Annotated in this window: 3 protein-coding genes and 1 pseudogene; 1 reads left to right on the top strand and 3 read right to left on the bottom strand. The window is 45.6% G+C overall.

The features are described 5' to 3' along the window. The coding region (locus JW499_RS21340) for a hypothetical protein (protein ID WP_205212479.1) at positions 1 to 272 on the top strand (272 nt) is incomplete at its 5' end. A gap of 231 nt (positions 273 to 503) precedes the next feature. Here JW499_RS21340 and JW499_RS21345 read toward each other — a convergent pair. The 3 genes and pseudogenes from JW499_RS21345 to JW499_RS21355 all read right to left on the bottom strand — a co-directional run. Beyond that, positions 504 to 944, bottom strand: coding sequence for a hypothetical protein (locus JW499_RS21345; protein WP_205212480.1), 441 nt, complete (start codon positions 942 to 944; stop codon positions 504 to 506). After that, entirely contained in the window at positions 934 to 2,523 is a 1,590-nt protein-coding gene (locus tag JW499_RS21350; protein WP_205212481.1) for an RHS repeat domain-containing protein, read from the bottom strand. Before JW499_RS21350 ends, JW499_RS21345 begins: the two co-directional genes overlap by 11 nt. A gap of 161 nt (positions 2,524 to 2,684) precedes the next feature. Further along, a pseudogene (locus JW499_RS21355) lies at positions 2,685 to 2,986 on the bottom strand (hypothetical protein); the annotation flags it as partial.

Below are 2,986 nucleotides of genomic sequence, written 5' to 3' on the forward strand. Positions count from 1 at the left end.
TGATGGGTAACTGCGATAGAGAACAATACTGTAGGAGGCGCGCCCTCGCGGCGATTATACAGCCCTCCGATATAGCCTTTGGTACGGTGGTAATTCCACCGGAAAATAAATCTGTCCCCTTTATTGTTGCGGCGATTATACAGCCCTCCGATATAGCCTTTGGTACGGTGGTAATTCCACCGGAAAATAAATCTGTCCCCTTTATTGTTGTTCAGGATACAGCTCTCTATCAGCAAGAATCTATAAATAAAACAGCCATATGGGACGTTTGATAAAAGCATATCTGGCCCTGATTTAGAATGATTTATTTTGATTTAGAATATGCCTGTCCCTTTGTTTTGCCATCAAACGAACCGCTTCGATTTTAAACTCGCGGGTATATGTCTTGTAAGGCTTTCTTTTGTTGGTCATAGAGATACTCCTTTGACGACATTGTCGCTAATTAAAAGTATCCGTTAAACTGGGGAGCTTCACTCCGACCCCTTGATCCTCTTATCATGAATCTATTTATCGTTAGTATTAGGTATATCCAAAACAAATAGAGGACTTTTAACCGTCACGCTTTTCGCATACCAACTCCCATCAACTTTTTCCAAAGTTGCCCCAATAACTGCATTTGATTCAGTGAAGTTGCAATGAAACTCAACAGTGGCACGCGGCGTGTTTCCAAAAACAAAGCTAGCCTTATTATCATCCCTTTTAGGACACCCCTCAAATTGGCCAAGAGAAATCAATGCATTTTTAGTATCTCGGCTAGAGCCAAATGAGGAGTCTACATGCTCAAAACTCTTCAAAAACGACCCCATGAATTGTGTAATTTCCTGCTCATATATATTCGACTTATGATTTAAATAATAAAAAGCCGCTCCCGCAAGAATCATTACTACGATAAGGACAATACCCATTCCAGACAAACATAATTGTATTTTTCTTCTAGCAGTCATTTGCTAAACCTGCTGCACACATTCGAGCATGCGCTGGCCCAAGGCCTAGTTTTCCATTTAGCATACCGTTCTCGGGATTCAAAGGATCCTTTCCCTCTACTTCCACGGTAACCCCCGACTTATGTCTGATCTTAACTGACATTGTTGCATCTCCATTATTTTGTCCTGCACAAACAGCAACACTTCCTGATGAACAAATTTTTGCAGATCCCTCTGTTAAATTTACATTACCAGCTGAAGCAGTCCCGTTAGAATCAACTGAAAGACCGCCGTTCTCTGCCCCAAACAACACAAGACCATCCTGATTTATACCAAAAGTAAATTTGCCCACTTTAAATGTCCAATCCAGAGAAACTTTGAGCCCTGTATTTCCCTCTGTCTGTTCATTATACGAATTCTCCGCATTAAACATCTGCGTAAACGCGGCACTAGCCGCGCCATTGGAAAACTTGCCTCCCCCGAGCACTGAAGCGGTGCCTCCAATCGCCGCAGCCGTAAGCACCCGATAAGGTCTATTCTCTAGTTTAGTACCCCAAATATCCTTATTAACATTCTTTAATGAAGCAGCAAAGGCCGAAGCGATAAAGCCATCCTTAAAGGTACCTCCCTGGATCTTTGACATTACACCACCAACGACACCGTTACCAATGACATTCGCTACAGGGACAGTATTAAAGTCGAAGGTCGTCCCAACCCATTGTGCTGCAGCAGAACTGGCCAGCGTTACGAGCCCTGATCTAAGTGCTAATCCTACATTACCAGTAACAGCATATGTTGTTGCGCTATTATACATTGCCAAAAATTGTGGACATGCCGCGTTTGCTATATAACACCCTACAGCCTGAACGAGGCCATTGATGATAGGCACACTAGCGAAAGCTCTAAGTACATCTCCAGCAAAACTTGTAATGCTATGCCCTAGTTTGACAATATTTTGACCAATAAAACCACCCAGCACATACCCACTCGGATCCGTATACTTCAACGGATTGTTATGCGTATAACTATACCGGTTAAAGCCCTGAGTCGAATACGGAAATTGCATGGTAGGATCCGCACTCAAAAACCGTCCCAACGCCGCATCATATACCCGACCATTCATATGGATCAGACCCACATCATCCAGATGCTCATGGCCGGTAAAGCCGCGGTTGGTCAACACTGGGATCAGATTGACGCCTGCCGTGGCTTCCCGCCAGTTGTTCTGACGGCGGCCACCGAAGGGATCAAAACTCATCCGGTCGACGATATTACCCACCGCATCGGTGATGGTGTCCACACTGCCCAGGTTATCCTTGTGCAGATAGCGGGTTTGCGGTGCTTTCACCGCTCCCAGACTATCCAGACCGGAGCTGTGGATCGCCACCAGTGAACCACCGGCATAGATAAACTGCTTGTGGGTGATCATCTGTGGTGTGTTGCTGTTGGTGATCCGCTCGTACAGCTTACCAATATAGATCGTTTTGTTACCGTTGGATTCGGTTTTCAGATAACGGCTGCGATCCGGGCCGTATTTGAAGTTCAATAAAGGGACAGGCATATTCCAAATGAGAGCGATAAAGGGACAGGCATATTCCAAATCACAACCATATATTCCTGTTATATCTGGCTAAGGCAGTCCTTTATTTTTTAACCCACCCCTATTGAGAGCCAGTATCCCCGACATCTGCTTTTTTCGGGCACAAGCATCCCATAGCCTACGAATATCTGCTTGTTTACTTCTATAGTTTGGGTCGGTTGTTACTGCAAAAGTCGTTTCAGTTGGGTTGCTCCAGCAATATGCCGTTGTTGGTGCCGTTTCAGGTAGCCTTCAATGCGCGTGCTATGGCCGATAACGGTGGCGATATGTATGCCTTGCGGTCGCATCAGTTGCAACCAGTGATCGGTATCAATCCCGAGCCTGGCGAGTATCGGCGGGGTATCCGCTGTAATATAACCCCGCTTGGTGGGATGAATCGCCCGCCCGGTATAATCAACCAACTCCAGATAGTCATGCAGTTCATAGCTGATCGCCGCTGTTTCAGCCTGCCGGGGATCAAAGC

Origin of the sequence: Amphritea pacifica, from assembly GCF_016924145.1 — a bacterium.
GTDB lineage: Bacteria > Pseudomonadota > Gammaproteobacteria > Pseudomonadales > Balneatricaceae > Amphritea > Amphritea pacifica.

Coding starts and splice junctions, on each gene's coding strand:
- JW499_RS21345 (WP_205212480.1), bottom strand. CDS start 944: ATGACTGCTAGAAGAAAAATACAATTATGTTTGTCTGGAATGGGTATT.